The organism is Amycolatopsis silviterrae (assembly GCF_042684085.1).
GTDB classification, from domain to species: Bacteria; Actinomycetota; Actinomycetes; order Mycobacteriales; family Pseudonocardiaceae; genus Amycolatopsis; species Amycolatopsis silviterrae.
This window is the reverse complement of the sequence record NZ_JBHUKS010000024.1, coordinates 35936-49342: the sequence shown is the minus strand read 5'-3', so window position 1 is coordinate 49342 and position 13407 is coordinate 35936. Positions and strand designations below refer to the sequence as shown.

15 protein-coding genes are annotated in these 13407 nt (G+C 70.8%); 10 read left to right on the top strand and 5 right to left on the bottom strand.

The genetic code is table 11. The annotated features are described in order from the left end of the window. Positions 1 to 32 precede the first annotated feature (32 nt). Together ACFSVL_RS30535 and ACFSVL_RS30530 are read left to right on the top strand one after the other, a co-directional pair. Entirely contained in the window at positions 33 to 638 is a 606-nt protein-coding gene (locus tag ACFSVL_RS30535; RefSeq protein WP_378309025.1) for a TetR/AcrR family transcriptional regulator, read from the top strand. A gap of 103 nt (positions 639 to 741) precedes the next feature. Continuing rightward, the gene (locus ACFSVL_RS30530; protein WP_378309024.1) at positions 742 to 1011 is read left to right on the top strand and encodes a hypothetical protein; all 270 of its coding nucleotides are present in this window, start codon (positions 742 to 744) and stop codon (positions 1009 to 1011) included. Between the two features lie 169 nt (positions 1012 to 1180). On the opposite strand, the gene ACFSVL_RS30525 is transcribed toward ACFSVL_RS30530, so the two are convergent. Beyond that, on the bottom strand, positions 1181 to 2152 hold the full coding sequence (locus ACFSVL_RS30525) for a chitinase (protein WP_378309023.1): 972 nt from the start codon (positions 2150 to 2152) through the stop codon (positions 1181 to 1183). A gap of 648 nt (positions 2153 to 2800) precedes the next feature. On the opposite strand from ACFSVL_RS30525, the gene ACFSVL_RS30520 reads away from it, so the two are divergent. Then, positions 2801 to 3454 (top strand): NIPSNAP family protein, encoded by a 654-nt coding sequence (locus ACFSVL_RS30520; protein WP_378309022.1) that lies wholly within the window; start codon positions 2801 to 2803, stop codon positions 3452 to 3454. A gap of 1 nt (position 3455) precedes the next feature. On the opposite strand, the gene ACFSVL_RS30515 is transcribed toward ACFSVL_RS30520, so the two are convergent. Continuing rightward, entirely contained in the window at positions 3456 to 3899 is a 444-nt protein-coding gene (locus ACFSVL_RS30515) for a nucleoside deaminase (protein WP_378309021.1), read from the bottom strand. Positions 3900 to 3988: 89 nt separating this feature from the next. Here ACFSVL_RS30515 and ACFSVL_RS30510 point away from each other — a divergent pair, with 89 nt between their 5' ends. After that, entirely contained in the window at positions 3989 to 4981 is a 993-nt protein-coding gene (locus ACFSVL_RS30510) for a helix-turn-helix transcriptional regulator (protein WP_378309020.1), read from the top strand. On the opposite strand, the gene ACFSVL_RS30505 is transcribed toward ACFSVL_RS30510, so the two are convergent. After that, complete coding sequence (locus ACFSVL_RS30505) at positions 4940 to 5506, bottom strand: TetR/AcrR family transcriptional regulator (protein WP_378309019.1); 567 nt, start codon at positions 5504 to 5506, stop codon at positions 4940 to 4942. The genes ACFSVL_RS30510 and ACFSVL_RS30505 overlap by 42 nt on opposite strands. An 89-nt stretch (positions 5507 to 5595) precedes the next feature. On the opposite strand from ACFSVL_RS30505, the gene ACFSVL_RS30500 reads away from it, so the two are divergent. Continuing rightward, the gene (locus ACFSVL_RS30500) at positions 5596 to 6507 is read left to right on the top strand and encodes an NADP-dependent oxidoreductase (protein ID WP_378309018.1); all 912 of its coding nucleotides are present in this window, start codon (positions 5596 to 5598) and stop codon (positions 6505 to 6507) included. On the opposite strand, the gene ACFSVL_RS30495 is transcribed toward ACFSVL_RS30500, so the two are convergent. Next, a complete protein-coding gene (locus ACFSVL_RS30495) occupies positions 6504 to 7109 on the bottom strand; it encodes a TetR/AcrR family transcriptional regulator (protein ID WP_378309017.1) in 606 nt (201 codons plus the stop codon). The genes ACFSVL_RS30500 and ACFSVL_RS30495 overlap by 4 nt on opposite strands. A gap of 250 nt (positions 7110 to 7359) precedes the next feature. Between ACFSVL_RS30495 and ACFSVL_RS30490 the strand changes: the two genes are divergently transcribed. After that, positions 7360 to 8265 (top strand): universal stress protein, encoded by a 906-nt coding sequence (locus tag ACFSVL_RS30490; RefSeq protein ID WP_378309016.1) that lies wholly within the window; start codon positions 7360 to 7362, stop codon positions 8263 to 8265. A 22-nt stretch (positions 8266 to 8287) separates the two neighbouring features. Here ACFSVL_RS30490 and ACFSVL_RS30485 read toward each other — a convergent pair whose 3' ends face one another. Next, positions 8288 to 9334, bottom strand: coding sequence for a helix-turn-helix domain-containing protein (locus ACFSVL_RS30485; RefSeq protein WP_378309015.1), 1047 nt, complete (start codon positions 9332 to 9334; stop codon positions 8288 to 8290). 208 nt (positions 9335 to 9542) lie between these two features. Between ACFSVL_RS30485 and ACFSVL_RS30480 the strand changes: the two genes are divergently transcribed. Genes ACFSVL_RS30480 through ACFSVL_RS30465 form a run of 4 tightly spaced genes read left to right on the top strand, consistent with a single transcriptional unit; the run spans position 9543 to position 13384 of the window. Further along, positions 9543 to 9986 (top strand): cupin domain-containing protein, encoded by a 444-nt coding sequence (locus ACFSVL_RS30480; protein ID WP_009079338.1) that lies wholly within the window; start codon positions 9543 to 9545, stop codon positions 9984 to 9986. Between the two features lie 24 nt (positions 9987 to 10010). Beyond that, positions 10011 to 11618, top strand: coding sequence for an FAD-dependent monooxygenase (locus tag ACFSVL_RS30475; RefSeq protein ID WP_378309014.1), 1608 nt, complete (start codon positions 10011 to 10013; stop codon positions 11616 to 11618). 19 nt (positions 11619 to 11637) lie between these two features. After that, entirely contained in the window at positions 11638 to 12048 is a 411-nt protein-coding gene (locus tag ACFSVL_RS30470) for a RidA family protein (RefSeq protein ID WP_378309013.1), read from the top strand. A 4-nt stretch (positions 12049 to 12052) separates the two neighbouring features. Next, entirely contained in the window at positions 12053 to 13384 is a 1332-nt protein-coding gene (locus ACFSVL_RS30465) for an MFS transporter (RefSeq protein ID WP_378309012.1), read from the top strand. Positions 13385 to 13407: the final 23 nt, after the last annotated feature.

Here is a 13407-nt window from a genome sequence, read left to right as displayed (position 1 = left end):
GGGAGCGGGCTGACTGGGCCAGGTGGTGCGTGATGCTCCGCGAACCGCAGCAGGAGCGGAGCCGCACCACGCGACGGCGGCTGATCGAAGCCGCGATGGACTGCATCGGGGAACGCGGGTGGCATGGGGTCACGGTCGCGGTCATCGCCGAGCGGGCCGGGGTCTCGCGGGGTGCCGCGCAGCACCACTTCCCGACCCGGGAGTCGCTGGTCGCGGCGGCCGTCGAATTGCTCGGCGAGGCTCAGCTCGACGAGCTGCGCACGCGTGCGGCCGGGTCGCCGGGCGGGGCGTCGCGGATCGAGTGGGTCGTGGAGATGCTGCTGACCCTCTACACCGGGCCGATGTTCCGCGCCGCGCTGCAGCTGTGGGCCGTTGCATCGACCGATGAGCAGTTGCGCGGAGTGCTCGTGCCGCTGGAGGCGCGCGTCGGGCGCGAGGCGCACCGGGTCGCGGTCGAGCTGCTCGGTGTCAACGAAGGTCAGCCGGGGGTTCGTGAACTGGTCCAGGCCACTCTCGACCTCGGCCGCGGGCTCGGCCTCGCCAACCTGCTCACCGACGACACCCGCCGCCGCGAGCAGATCGTGCGCGAGTGGGCGCGGACGCTCGAATCCCGCCTGGCGGGAACCGAACAGGTCTAGGCATCGTCACATTCCCGAACCGCTACAGTGTGGCTGTTAACACATTCGGCCCAGTGGGCGATAACGTTGAGTAAGTAGCTCAGCGAGGAAGAAGGCGATTCCGGTGTCCGGTTCAGAAGGGGTGACCGTCGAGCTGACCCATCGCGCGATGGCCATGCTCAAGGCAGTCGCGCAGCACCGTGCGGAGATGTCCACCAGCTGCGAGCCTGACCTGTTCGTCGACGGTTTCGCTTGCTGCGACCAGATGACCGCGCACGCGCTCGCCAAGGGCGGCTACGTCCGCCCCGGCACGGGCGCGACCGCCGCCGGCCGGGTGCCCGCCGAGCTGACCGAGGCCGGCATGGCCGCGCTGTCGGTCACCGCCGCTGCCTGATCTTTTCACCCGTTCGGCCGTACCTGCGCACAGTGTGTGACGGACGGCGGAACGGGGACCCTCCGGGCGGGAAGGTCCCCGTCGTCGCGCCTCGCCGGTCGGAGTGCTCCGGGGTGGTCCAGTCCACTCTCGGTAGCATCCGGCCGAGCCGCCGATGCGCGCCCGGAGGTCAGCCGTTGTACCCGGCCACGACCTTCGTGAACGCGTAGTTGTCCTGGTCGATCCCGGCGCAGCCGCTGCAGTCGCGGTTCGTCGCCCAGAACGTCACGCGGCCGAGGTGATGCTCGGCGGCCCAGTCGCGGATCGCGGTGAAGTCCGCGACCGACACGACCTCGCCCGCCCGGTCGGTCTTGCCGTTCATCGACGACAGCCCGGCGCGGTGGTAGGCGGTGGCGTCGTCCCAGCCGAACGTCGACTTCAGTTCGCCGACGAGGCCGTCCACTGCGGACTTCGTCATCGCGACCATGTCGCCGCCGTCGGAGAAGTCGAACGGCATCAGCGACCACACGTCGACGTCCGCGCCCAGTGCCTTCGCCTGGCTGACCAGCCGCTTGCCCCAGCTGTTCGGGCCCTGCGGCGTGGTGCCCATGGTGATCACCACGCGCACGCCGGGGTTCTTCTCCTTGGTGATCTTGACCGCGTTCAGGATCCGGTCCTGCACGGCCTCGTTCTCGAACTCGTCGGTGTTCTCGATGTCGAGGTCGATCGCCTTGAGGTCGTAGGCGTCGATCACCTTCTGGTACGCGCCGGCCAGCTCCTCCGGCGACCCGCAGTTCGGGCCCAGCTTGTTGCCCTGCCAGCCGCCGAACGACGGGATCACGTCGCCGCCCGCCGCGCGGATCTTCTGGATCATCGCCGCGTCGGTGCCGTCGAGCGGGCGGTTGCCGTCCCAGGCCGGGGTGCAGCCGCCGCCGGAAAGCATGAAGGCGAGGGTGAACGCGCTGACGCCGGTCGCGTCCATCGCGGCGGCCGGGTCGCTCTGGCCGCCCCACTGGTACAGGTACGGCGCGGCGAGAACGGGGTCCGCGGCGGCCGAGGCGGTCCCGGTCGCGGTGGTCAGCGCGGCCCCGGCGGCGAGGGCGAGCACGCCGAGCCGTCCGGCGAGTTTCCGGCGGGAAGTGGTGCGGCGCAAGGGTTTCATGGGTCCTCCAACGGGGGAAACGCGCACCCGGCGGCACGCGTCATCGGAGCACCTGGCGAAGCCGGACGTGGCGGCGGCGCCCCGCAGGCACTCGGCGGGAGTGTGTGCGCAGTCACAATGGACTAGACCATTGAGAAGTGTCAAGACTCGGGCGGGGGTGGGAAAAACACCCACCGAGGTCGGCGGGGTGTTCCGGGGTGCCGGTGATCGGGACGCCGGGGAGATCGGGAAGCGTTGTGCGGCCGGACGGGCAGTCGTCTCACGGGTGGAGCTGTTCGGCGGGTGGTGCCGGGGCCCGGGTGCGATGCCGGGGACTTAAGCCGGGTGGCTCAGCCCGCCGTATGTCCATAAAGGACTTACGCGTCAGTGAAATGACCGACTAATGCCAGAATGCCCGTTTCTTCAAGTCCGTGAGGGACTCCCTGAGGGAATCAGATTCCCTCAGGGAGTCCCTCACGGACGACACCCGCAACGCCGCCTTAAGTCCCTGGCATTGGGGTCCGGGTGCCGGTGATCGGGACGCCGAGGAGATCGGGAAGCGTTGGATGGCCGGGCGGGCAGTCCGTGTCCGGGCAAAGCCGCCCGGCGAGCGCTGCCGGACTGCTGTGTCACGATGGAAAAGCAGGTACGAGCACGGAGCGGAGCGTCATGACCGAACCGGTCGAGATCAGCGGTGCCGACGTCGCCCCGGAGCAGCAGGCCGTCCGCTACGAGCTGGCGATTCTGTCCTTCCAGCTGCTCGACGGGCCGAAAGCCGCCGAAGGCGTGGTGCCCTGGGTCGAGGGGCACGGGCAACTGCTCGGCTGCTGGCAGACCGAGAACGGCCCGCTCGGCCGGCTGGTTGTGCTGCGCGGCTTCGAGAACCAGCAAGAGCTGGACGAGGAGCGGCTGCGGGCGCGCCACAGCCGCGAGCCGTTCGGCGGTGCACCCCTGACCGGCCTGTCGCTGCAGAGTTTCGCGCCGTTTCCGTTCGTTCCGCCGGTGCGGCCGGGGAAGTACGGTTCGGTGTACGAGATCCGCGACTACCGCCTCCGGCCCGGCGGGCTGCCCGCCACGATCGATGGCTGGCGCAAGGCGCTGCCTGCCCGGCATCGGATCGACCCGCTGACCGTGGTGATGTACGCGCTCGACGGCCCGGACCGGATCATCCAGATCTGGCCGTTCGCCAGCCTGGACGAACGGCTCGCGATCCGCGGCGACCTTTACGCGCGCGGGATGTGGCCGCCGCCGGGCGCGCCGGAAGAAATCATCGGCGCCGACTCGATCATCGCGCTGCCGACGGAGTTTTCGCCGCTGGCCTGAGTCACGCCGGCTCGCCGATGTCCTCGAACCACAGCGCCGGTTCGCGCGCGATGAACTCCGTCATCAGCGCGACGCACGCCGGGTCGTCCAGGAGGTCGACGCGGACGCCGTGTTCGGCCAGCCAGCCGTGGCCGCCGGTGAAGGTGCGGGATTCGCCGATCACCACGTGCGGGATGCCGAACTGCCGGACCAGCCCGCTGCAGTACCAGCACGGCGACAGCGTGGTGACCATGATCGTGTCGCGGTAGTGCGGGCGGCGGCCGGCGGCGCGGAAGGCGGCGGTTTCGGCGTGCAGGGACGGGTCGCCGTCCTGGACGCGGCGGTTGTGGCCGCGGCCGAGCAGCTTCCCGTCCCGGTCGAACAGGGCCGCACCGATCGGCACGCCGCCCTCGGCTTTTCCGGCTTCCGCCTCTTCGCGGGCGACAGCGAGCAGGTCGTCGAGCATGCGTCACTTTCTCCGGTCGCGGCGGAAGACGGCAAGTCCTGAGCGATCGAGGACCGATGCTGTCCGCGAAGCGTGGCAGAGTGACCGGCATGTACGGAACCTCAGAACGCCTGCTGCGCCTGCTCTCCCTCCTGCAGGCACGGCGCGACTGGCCTGGTCCGGACCTCGCGGGCCGGCTGGGGGTCGACGTCCGGACGATCCGCCGCGATGTCGAACGGCTGCGGCAGCTCGGGTATCCGGTGCACGCGACTCCCGGCGTCGCGGGCGGGTACCGGCTCGGGTCGGGCGCCGCGCTGCCGCCGCTGCTGCTGGACGACGACGAGGCGGTCGCGGTGGCGGTCGGCCTGCGCACGGCGGCGAACGGCACGGTTTCGGGCATCGAGGAGACGTCCGTGCGGGCGCTGGCGAAGCTCGAACAGGTGCTGCCCGCGCGGCTGCGGCACCGGGTGCGGGCGATGGATTCGGCGCTGGTCCGGATGCCCGGCCGCGGGCCGACGATCGACGCGGAACTGCTGACCGTGGTGGCCGCGGCTTGCCGGGACAGCGAACGGCTGCGGTTCGTTTACGGCACGCAGGCGGGCGACGTGGCCGAGCGCGACGTGGAACCGCTGCGGCTCGTGCACACCGGCTGGCGCTGGTATCTCGTGGCGTGGGACCTCGGCCGCGGCGACTGGCGCACCTTCCGGCTGGACCGGATCAACGGCGTCCCGACGACCAGTTTCCGTTTCACCCCAAGGGAACCGCCGGCCGAGGACCTCGCCGCGTACGTGTCGAGCCGGATCGCGACCGCGCCGTATCCGCACGTCGTGACGCTGCGGGTGGCGGCCTCGGCGGAGGTGCTGGCCGCGCGGGTTTCGCCGACGACAGCGGTGGTGGAGCCGATCGACGACCACACGTGCCGGCTGCGGACCGGGGCGAAAACGTTCGACTACATTCCGTTTTACCTCGCGCAGTGGGAATTCGACTTCGTAGTGGAGGACGCGCCGGCGGAATTGCTGGAACGCCTCGGGCAGATCGCGGGCCGGTTCGCGCGGGCTGTTTCAGCCGGTGGCGACGGCGAGCAAATCCGCGGCGGCAGCTGACAGCGCTTCGGGGAAACCGGTACCGTCTCGGTGGTCCTCGGCCATCCAGCGTTCGGTGGCCAGCCGTAGCACGGACAAGCCGAGATCCGTTGCCAGGCGCGCGGTTTCGGCGTCGATGCCGCGCTCCTGCAGTGCCTTGGTGAGCGCTTCCGAAATCGTGACGAGCTTGATCAGTTCGCGTTCGCGCAGCGGGGGATTGGCCGCGATCACGGCTGCTCGGCGCAGCAGGAATTCGCGCGGGCGGAATACGCGCGGGGCGGTGGCGAATGCGGCCAGCAGCGTCGGCAAAGCGGCGGTGCCGGACGGAACGGAGTCAATCGCGGTGACGAACTCGGCCTCCAATTCCTGGCTGCCGCCGAACAGTACTTCCCGTTTGTCGGCGAACCACCGGTAGAACGACCGCTCGGTGAGATTCGCGCGCTGGGCGATCTGCGCGACCGTGGTCCGGTCGTAGCCCTGCTCCTCGAACAAGGCCAGCGCGGCCTGTTCGAGCCGGTTGCGGGTGTTGCCCTCCCATCGCGCCATGGGCCCCACTATAGCGACAGCAGATGCTGTCATCACTCTGGTAGCGTCGGTGACGACAGCTTCTGTCATCACCGGCGAGGAGACATCACATGCGCACCCTTCGTTTTCGCGAGAACGGCTCCGCGGCCGACGTGCTGCGGGTCGAGGACGCGGTCGCGCCGGACCCGGGACCAGGCCAGATCCGCGTCGCGGTTCAGGCGTGCGGGCTGAATCCGGCGGACTGGGCGTTGTGCGAGGGCCTGTTCCCCGGCGACCTGCCGCGCGGGATCGGGCTGGAGGTGTCCGGCACGGTCGACGCGCTCGGCGACGGCGTGACGGACGTCGAGGTCGGCGACCCGGTGTTCGGTCCGGCACCCTTCACCGGCCCGACCGCGGGTGCGTCCGAGTTGGCCTTGCTCGACACCTGGTTCCCTCGGCCGGAGGGGCTCGACGCGGTCCACGCTGCCGCGTTGCCGATGGCGACCGGGACGGCTTATGCGGCGCTGGACGCACTCGGGGTGGTCGATGGCGGCACCCTTCTCGTGCACGGCGCGGGCACCACGACCGGGTTCGCGGCCGCGCAGATCGCGCTCCTGCGCGGGGCGCGCGTGCTCGTCACCGCAGGCCAGACGCACGCTCCGGCGCTTCGCTCCGCTGGCGCGGAAGTCACCGGCTACCAGGACGGAATCGCCGAGCGTGTGACCGCGCTGGCCGGGGGACCGGTCGACCTAGTGCTGGACGCGGCACCGTTCAGCGGCGCGGTGGCCGAACTCGTCCGCACGGTCAAGGAGCCCGGGCACGTGCTGACACTCGACCTCAGCTCGGACGTGCCGGGGGTGCAGACGATCGTCAGTTCAAGTGCGCAGCCGCGCTACGACGTCCTCGGCGAGTTCGAGTCGCTCGCGGCGGAGGGGCGGTTTTCGGTTCCGGTGTCCCGGATTTTCCCGCTGGACGACTGGCGGGCCGCGCTCGAACTGAGCCAGTCGCGGCAGGCCAAGGGCAAACTGGTGCTGGCGATCTAGCTCGCTCCGAGCATGCGAAGGACGAGTTCGCCGTACTCCTTGCCGAGTTCGGCGGGCGTCTGCCGGGTCCGTTCGCTGTACCACCGGGCGACGTCGACCCCCAGCGACAGCACGGCGCGGGCGGCGATCCCGACGTCGCTGACGGTGAACACGCCGGACTCGACCCCTTCGGCGATCACCTCGCGCACGCGCTGTTCGATCTGCCGCCGAAGCTGCGCGACGACCTGATATTCCTTCTCCGGCAACGCGTTCAGCTCGTACTGCACGACTCGTGCGACGGTGTGCCGCCGTGCGTGCCAGGCGACGAAATCCTCGACGAGCAGCCGCATTCGCTCGACCGGGCCGGTTACGCGGCTGATGACGTCTTCGACGAGGGACAGGGTTTGCTCGTGGCCGTTGCGGCTGATCGCGAAGAGCAGGGCGGCTTTCGAGGGGAAGTGGACGTACAACGCGGCCGGGCTCATCCCGGCGGCTCCGGCGATGTCGCGAGTGGTGGTGGCGTGGTAGCCGCGTTCGGCGAACGACTCCACTCCGGCGAGCATCAGCCGGCGCGCGGTCTCGGGCTGCACGTCGGGCCACAGGTCGGCCGAAAGCGTGGTCATCCGGCGATCCTCCTCTAGTCCCGCGCCGGCCGGTGAGCCCGCCCGTCGTCCGTCGATTGTAAGCGCTCGCTCAGTGCGGTGGCCGGATGATGCGTTCCGCGCTCCCGCCCGCGCTTGTCCGTCTCCGTGCGGACGGTCGCCGGCGACTGGCTGCCGGGTACCCCGGTCGGGGTGCGACGACGCGCTGGAACGGTTTTCGGCCGGTAGCTTCCTGGTACGGACTGTCGGCACAGGGAAAGCAGGGGTTCGGATGGCGGGGTCGGAGTCAGCAGTGGTGGTCGGTGTTGACGGTTCCGCGGCCGCTCTGACAGCGGTGCGCTGGGCGGCGCGGGTCGCGCGGGAGCGTCGTCGGGGTCTTCGCTTGGTTCATGCGTTGCCTGAGCTGCCGGTGTCTTTTCCCGCGGCCGAGCTGTCGTTTGAGCAGATGCAGGAAGCTGCGGGTGCGCGCGGTGCGCGGGTGCTGGCCGAGGCGGGCGACGCGGCAGCCGAGGCTGCGCCGGGTGTCGAGGTGGCGACTGCGGTGCGGGCGGAGGGGCCGGCGGAGGCCTTGCTGGCCGAGGCGGCTGGCGCGAGCGTGATCGTGCTGGGCAGTCCGGGGCGGAGTACGGCGGGTCGCGTGTTGCTCGGGTCGGTGTCGGTCGCGCTGGCCGCGCATGCGCCGTGTCCGGTTGCGGTGATCCGGCCGCATGTCGGTGAGGACGAGGCTCCGGTCGAGGGGCCGGTCGTGCTCGGCGTCGATGCCACTCCCAAGGGCGAGGCGGCGATCGCGGCCGCGTTCGAAGAGGCGACCTGGCGGAACGCGCCGTTGGTGGCGGTGCACAGCTGGAGTGAAACGTTCCTGGCCGAGCTTTTCGAAGAAGGCCGGCGGGGGATGGACCGCGCGGCGGTCGAGGAGCACGAGCACGAGTTGCTGGCCCAGCGGTTGGCTGGCTGGCAGGAGAAGTACCCGGATGTCGTGGTCGAGCGGGTCGTGCGGGCGGGGCGTCCGGCCGAGGTGCTGCTCGATCTCGCTGATCGGGCGCAGTTGCTGGTCGTCGGGAGCCGGGGCCGGGGCGGGTTCAGCGGACTGGCGCTGGGATCCACGAGCCAGGCGCTGATCTCGTACGCGCTGTGCCCGGTGCTGGTCGCTCGCGGCGGGACTCGCCCGGCGGAGTAGCGGGGCGGCGCACTGATCGGGCTCACTTCAAACGATAGCGGCGGAGTCGCTGATACAGCGTGCCCCGGGAGATGCCGAGCCGGGCCGCCGCCTCGGATTTGTTGCCGCCGCACTCGGCGAGGGTGTCGGTGATGACCCGTACTTCGGCCTGTTCCAGCGGGCCGAGGCGTCCGGCGAGGCCGGGCTCGAACGGTTCTCCGCCGAGGGGTGTCCCGCGCGTGAGCACGAGGACGACGCCGTCTTCGAGCCGTCCGGGGACGACCGGGTACAGGCGTGCGCGCAGGCCGTCGGCGAGGGCGATCTCGCTCGCCGACGGGCCTGCCTCGGTCACCGCGGCCCACAGGCCCGGCCGGTCCAGGCCCAGTTCGGCGGCGTCGTCCTCGACGATCATCGTCTGGCGGTCGAGGGTGACGACCGGCCCGGCCGCCGCCGACCGCATCGACAGGTGCGCGTCCAGCATTCGCCGTTGCCGGACGGTCGCGGCCTCGTGCAGCGCCGCGGTGACCCCGTCGACCAGCGCCCGGACGGCGACCAGCAGCAGATGGTTGGCGTCGCCGGCGGGGCAGGCGACGTTCACCATGCCCGCGACGCGCCGGGTGATCGGGTGGACCACCGGCGCGGCGACGCAGGCCCACGGGTGCCACGGCTGCTTGTAGTGTTCGGCGCCGATCACCACCGAGGGGTGGCGCGTGGTCGTGGCCACCCCGATGCCGTTGGTGCCCGCGCTCCGCTCGCCGATCTGGGAGCCGGGCTCGAACTCGATCCGGTCCAGGTCGCTCGTGAGCGTCCGCTCGGATTCCCAGCGCCAGGTCAGGATGCCGTCGGGATCGGCGAGGGCGAGCGAGGTGGAGCTGCCTGCCAGCAGGTCGGCCATGCCGAGCAGCACCGGCGCGGCGACGCGGACGAACGGGGACCGCGGGTCGATCTCGCTGTGCGCCAGGTCCAGCCGGTCCGGGTCGACCCCGCTGCTGCGGGAACGGCGCCACGACGCGACGATCTCCCGGCGGATCGAGGCCGGTGCTCCGGACTGGAACCGTTCCCAAGCCCGCTGCGTCTCCGTCGACCGCATCACGCCTCCTCGCCGCCGGCGTCGCCGCGCTGAGCCGTGACGGCGCCGTCGGCCGATTATGCCCGGGAGAGCGGGGAAACTCGCCATCCGCTGTGCAAATTCTGCACACCCGTCTCGACCGGGGCGGCGTTCGCGGCGCACCGTTTCCCCAGCTTCACCGGCGGACCCGCTGATCGTCCGCCGCCGATCCGAGGAGGAAATGCGGCACATGGAATTCACGGTCGAATGGGACGGCGACGTCACCCTCGTGCACCCGGAGCGCGAGCAGCGAGCCAAGCAGGACGTCAACGCGCTCTTCGGGGTGAACGGCGTGACCACGCCCTCGAAGCACCTGTCGCTGCTGGTGACCTCGCTGCGGCCCGGCGAGAAGTCGAACGTCCACTACCACGTCGAGCACGAGTCGGCGCTGTACGGAATCCGCGGCAGCGTGCATTTCTTCTGGGGCAAGGAACTCGAGCACGACCTGGTCGTGGGCGTCGGCGATTTCCTGTACATCCCGCCGTTCTGCCCGCATGTGTCCTACAACCGCAGTCTCGCCGAGGACGCCGCGTTCGTCACCGCCCGTACCGACGCGTTCGAGCAGGAGCGCGTCGTGACGTTGCCCGAACTCGAGGACGACCGGTGCAAGCCCCGGGTGTCCTACGTCGACTGAGTCCCTTCGGAAAGGAAGATCCCGATGATCGACGTACCTGTTCTCGTGGCGGGGGGAGGACCGGTCGGCATGAGCCTCGCGCTGCTGCTGGACCGGTTCGGGGTGGAAAGCCTGCTCGTCGAGCGGCGGCAGGCCACGACCACGCACCCGAAAGCCAGGGGCTGTCACCCGCGGACGATGGAACTGTTCCGGCAGTGGGGGATCGAGGACCGGGTGCGTCGGGCGGGCCTCCCTCCGGAGGCGGACGTGGCCTGCTGGTGCGAAAGCCTGAACGGCCCCTTGGTGGCCTACACCGACCCGTGCCCGAGCCTGCACACTCCCTCGCCGCGGTCGATCGTGCCCCAGGACGCGGTGGAGGAGGCGCTGGACGACGCGCTGTCCGCCCGGCCGCGGGCCCAGGTGCGGCGGTCCGCCGAACTGGTGTCGCTCGCCCAGGACGCCGACGGCGTGACGGCGCGGGTGCGGCGGGTGCCCGGCGGCGAGGAGTTCGAGGTCCGGGCGCGGTACGTCGTCGGGTGCGACGGCGCGAACAGCCGGGTCCGCGAGGCCGTCGGGATCCCGATGGACGGTCCGGAAACCCTGGCGCTGATGGCGAACCACTACTACCGCGCCGACCTCGGGCACTTGCCGCACGTGCGCAGCGCGATCGGGTTCCTGGTCCGGCCGCGCGACCGGAGCCGTCCGGACGTGAACGTCCTGGCCACCGGCCCGGACGGCGACCGGTGGCTGGCGGTGCAGAAGCTGCGGGAAGGCGAGGAGCCGCTTTCCGAGGAGCGCCTCGTCGAGGAAGTGCGGGAGCAGTGGGAGATGCCTGACCTGAAGGTGGAGCGCATCAACGTCATGAACTGGCGGATGAGCGCCCAGGTCGCGCAGCGGTTCCGCGCGGGACGGGTGTTCCTCGCCGGGGACGCCGCCCACCGGTTCCCGACCGCGGGCGGCAACGGGCTGAACTCCGGCGTCCAGGACGTGCACAACCTCGCCTGGAAACTCGCGACCGTGCTGTCCGGACGGGCCGGGGACGTCCTGCTCGACACCTACGAGGACGAGCGCCGCCCGGTCGCGCAGTCCAACACCGACTTCGCCGTGCGCAACCAGACGCGTCTGGACGAGATGGACGAGGCCTTCCGGCGCCGCGAGGAGGAACCGCAGCGCTGGCGCGACCTGCTGATCGAGATGAACAAGCAGCTGCACAGCGACGGCCACACGCTGGGATACGTCTACACCCGCGGCGCCGTCGTCGACGACGGCTCGCCGATCCCGCCGTACGACTCGCAGCACTACTGGCCGACCGACCGGCCCGGCGCGAGGTTCCCGCACTTCTGGCTCGACGTCGAGAAGACGGAGTCGAGCATCGACTGGTTCGACACGACGTTCGTGCTGGTCTGCGGACCGGACGCGGAGGAATGGGACCGGGCGGGCCAGGACCTGGCGGCGTCGGCCGTCGTTCCGTTGCGGGTCAAGCGGTTGCCGCACCTGCTCGGACCGCTGTCGATGGGCCGGGAGGGCGCGGTGCTCGTCCGCCCGGACGGGCACGTCGCGTGGCGGGCCCGCCACGCGGGGGACGGGGCCGAACTGTCCGCCGCGCTCGGCCGGATTCTCGCCGGCGGTTCCCTCGCGCACGCCGCCGTCTGACCGACCTCGAAGGAGAACCATGACCATTGCGCCGAGCTATGAGAACCCGCCCGGAGTCGGGGTGCCGTTCAGCGCGTACTCCCACGTGTCCAGCGCGGGCGGGCTGATCTTCGTCGCCGGCCAGTGCGGAATCGTCGAGGACAATTCCGTGGCCGGGCCGGATGTGCGGACGCAGACGCTGCGCGCCTACGAGAACGTGCGCACGATTCTCGAGTCGCAGGGCGCCGCCCTCCGCGACGTCGTGCGGTTCGTGAGCTATCTGACCTCGCGTGCCCATGTCGGCGACTTCTACGCGGCCCGCGAGGAGTACTTCGCCCGGCACTATCCGCGGCGGCAGTACCCGCCGAACACGCTGCTGATCGTCCAGGGACTGGTGCGCGAAGACCTTCTGGTCGAGATCGACGCGACCGCGTGCCGGCTGGAGAGGTGAGCGCATGTCCGTGCGGGATTCCATCGACCGGTCCGGAATGAGCCGGTTCCAGATCAGGGTCGTCGCGATCTGTCTCGTGATCAATCTCGTCGACGGTTTCGACGTACTGGTGATGTCTTTCGCGGCTCCCGGCGTGGCGCAGGAGTGGGCGCTCACCGATTCCCGGGTGGGAGTGCTGCTCAGCAGCGGCCTGGTGGGGATGGCGCTCGGCTCGGCCGTGCTCGCCCCGCTGGCCGACCGCATCGGCCGGAGACCGCTCACGCTGGCCTGCCTGGCCTTGTGCACCGCCGGCATGGCACTGGCCGCGCTCAGCACCGGTTTCGCGGTGCTCGCGGGATGCCGGTTCCTCACCGGGCTCGGCATCGGCGGCATGGTGGCCAGCCTGCCCGTGGTCATCTCGGAATACACGCCGCGGCGGCTGCGCGGCACGATGATCGCGCTGTACGGGATGGGGCTGCCGCTCGGCGGGGTGCTCGGCGGCGCGGTCGCCAAGCTCGTGGTCGCCGAATACGGCTGGCGCGCAACGTTTTTCGCGGGCGCCGTGCTCACCCTGGCGATGGTGTTCGCGGTCGCCGCCGCGATGCCGGAATCACTGGACTACCTGATCAGCCGCCGGCCCCGAAGCGCGCTGAGCAAGGTCAACCGGCTCCTGACCAGGATGCGGCTGCCCGCCGTCGACACCCTGCCCGGCCCCGAGCCCGGCGAAGACCGGGTGCGGGTGACGACGTTGCTGACCAGGGACAAGGCGCGCACCGTCCTGCTGTGGATCTCCTACTTCGTGATGATGGCGGGCTTCTACTTCGCCGCGAGCTGGACCCCGCTCCTGCTGCAGCAAAGCGGTTCCTCGGCACAGGAGGGCATGAACGCCGGGCTCCTGCTCAACCTCGGCGGGATCGCGGGCACTCTGCTGTTCGGCTTGCTCGCCCTCAAGGCGCGGCTGCGGGTGCTGACCGTCGGGTGCTTCCTCGCGGCGGGAACGGCGTACCTGGCGATGAGCCTGTTCCTCGGTTCGCCCGCCGCCGCGTTGCTCGCCGCGGTCGCGGTCGGGATGTTCATCAACGCCGCCGGCAACGGGCTCAACGCCGTCGCGCCCGGTCTCTACGCCGCGCCGGTCCGAGCCACCGGGGTCGGCTGGGCGATGGCCTTCGGCCGGGTCGGGGCCTTGACCGCACCGATGCTCGCCGGGCTGCTGCTCGACCATTCCTGGTCGCCCCGCTCGCTGTTCGGGCTTCTCGTCGTGCCCTTGGCGGCGGCCGCCGTCGCCGTTTTCGTGATCACCGCGCCCATGAGAGCGCGGACGGCCGCGAAGGCCGACACACCCGCCGCGCTGACCTGATCCGTCTGTCTCCGAGGAGGAAG

Coding starts and splice junctions, on each gene's coding strand:
- ACFSVL_RS30535 (WP_378309025.1), top strand. CDS start 33: ATGCTCCGCGAACCGCAGCAGGAGCGGAGCCGCACCACGCGACGGCGG.
- ACFSVL_RS30520 (WP_378309022.1), top strand. CDS start 2,801: ATGACCGAACCGGTCGAGATCAGCGGTGCCGACGTCGCCCCGGAGCAG.
- ACFSVL_RS30500 (WP_378309018.1), top strand. CDS start 5,596: ATGCGCACCCTTCGTTTTCGCGAGAACGGCTCCGCGGCCGACGTGCTG.
- ACFSVL_RS30465 (WP_378309012.1), top strand. CDS start 12,053: ATGTCCGTGCGGGATTCCATCGACCGGTCCGGAATGAGCCGGTTCCAG.
- ACFSVL_RS30515 (WP_378309021.1), bottom strand. CDS start 3,899: ATGCTCGACGACCTGCTCGCTGTCGCCCGCGAAGAGGCGGAAGCCGGA.
- ACFSVL_RS30495 (WP_378309017.1), bottom strand. CDS start 7,109: ATGACCACGCTTTCGGCCGACCTGTGGCCCGACGTGCAGCCCGAGACC.
- ACFSVL_RS30485 (WP_378309015.1), bottom strand. CDS start 9,334: ATGCGGTCGACGGAGACGCAGCGGGCTTGGGAACGGTTCCAGTCCGGA.
- ACFSVL_RS30490 (WP_378309016.1), top strand. CDS start 7,360: ATGGCGGGGTCGGAGTCAGCAGTGGTGGTCGGTGTTGACGGTTCCGCG.
- ACFSVL_RS30475 (WP_378309014.1), top strand. CDS start 10,011: ATGATCGACGTACCTGTTCTCGTGGCGGGGGGAGGACCGGTCGGCATG.
- ACFSVL_RS30480 (WP_009079338.1), top strand. CDS start 9,543: ATGGAATTCACGGTCGAATGGGACGGCGACGTCACCCTCGTGCACCCG.
- ACFSVL_RS30505 (WP_378309019.1), bottom strand. CDS start 5,506: ATGGCGCGATGGGAGGGCAACACCCGCAACCGGCTCGAACAGGCCGCG.
- ACFSVL_RS30525 (WP_378309023.1), bottom strand. CDS start 2,152: ATGAAACCCTTGCGCCGCACCACTTCCCGCCGGAAACTCGCCGGACGG.
- ACFSVL_RS30470 (WP_378309013.1), top strand. CDS start 11,638: ATGACCATTGCGCCGAGCTATGAGAACCCGCCCGGAGTCGGGGTGCCG.
- ACFSVL_RS30510 (WP_378309020.1), top strand. CDS start 3,989: ATGTACGGAACCTCAGAACGCCTGCTGCGCCTGCTCTCCCTCCTGCAG.